This window comes from Streptomyces sp. NPDC058964 (assembly GCF_042741275.1).
In the GTDB taxonomy this organism is placed as follows: domain Bacteria; phylum Actinomycetota; class Actinomycetes; order Streptomycetales; family Streptomycetaceae; genus Streptomyces.
On the sequence record NZ_JBHYKH010001050.1, the window covers coordinates 1 to 1,100 of the forward strand.

2 protein-coding genes are annotated in these 1,100 nt (G+C 74.5%); both read right to left on the reverse strand.

All coding sequences use genetic code 11. From position 1 onward, the window contains the following. Window positions 1–750: DUF2690 domain-containing protein (locus ACFW2E_RS47575; protein WP_384478579.1), on the reverse strand; the 750-nt coding region annotated here is incomplete at its 3' end. Beyond that, on the reverse strand, window positions 747–1,100 hold a 354-nt coding region (locus ACFW2E_RS47580; protein ID WP_384478582.1), incomplete at its 5' end, for a peptidoglycan-binding protein. The genes ACFW2E_RS47575 and ACFW2E_RS47580, both read right to left, overlap by 4 nt.

Genomic DNA, 1,100 nt, shown 5'->3' on the forward strand with positions numbered 1-1,100 from the left:
CTTCAGGCCCTCGGGGCCACCGCCGACCATGGGGGTCGAGAGGTAGCCCTCGGCGTCGAATCTGTCCTTGATCTCGGTCCAGCGCGTGCCCTGGCCCGGGGCGCTGATCTCGACGCGGTCGCCGACGCGTCCGAACCAGATCCGCGCCCAACTCGCCTCGCAGAAAGGGCTGTACCGGATGTCCATGGACGGTCCCCGTTCAGGGCGCCGTTCGGCGACCGTGCGGGTGCCGGAGCCCGCGATGGCACACGCCTGGGGCTGGGAGGAACGACCGGTGCACTCCGCCCCCGTGCAGCCGGGGCGCAAGGGCTCGGGCCGGGGAGCGGAGCCGGAGTCGCGCGGGAGGCTGACCGCCGTGAGTACGGCCGCCAGTGCCAGGCCGCCGGCCAGTGCGGTCGTCAGCAGGGGGCGGCGGAACCGTGAGCGGACGCCTTCCCGGGAGGCCGAGGGCTCCTGCGGACCGGGCTCGGACGGCGCGGGGGGCGCTGTCGGGCGGGGACTTCCGGACTCGGCCGCGAGGTCCCACAGGGCCAGCAGCCGGGTGGCGGGCTTGTCCGCCAGCGCGCACAGTTCCTGGACCAGCGCACGCGGAGGCAGCAGGGTTCCGTTGAGGTATCGGTGCCAGGAGGACCTGCTCGCCGTGGTGCGCCGGGCGAGGGCGTCCAGGCTCAGCCCCGTCCGCGCGCGCAGCGCGGCCAACTCCCGTGCGAGGACGAGGAGACTGTGTTCCGGTCCGCTCCGCCGCGTCACCGGCGCAGGGCTTCCCAGGTGTGGGGGCCCATGTGCCCGTCCGTGACGAGACCGGCCGCCTGCTGGAAACGCTTGACCGCCTTCTCCGTCTCCGCTCCGTAAGCGCCGTCGACCACGCCCGGTGAGTAGCCCCGGTACTGCAGGAGGCACTGCGCCTCGACCACGTGCCAACTCGTGGAGATCTGCTGGAGCAGGGCATCGCGCGTGTCACTGTGCCCGGCGTGCAGCAAGCCCTCTTCGCGGTGGATGTCGCAGGCGTGGGTGCGGCCCGGTTCGAAGACGAACGCGGCCTTCTCGCCGCGGCGGGGGGGGGCGGGGCCGGGGCCCCGCCGCCCCCCCCGCCCCCCCCC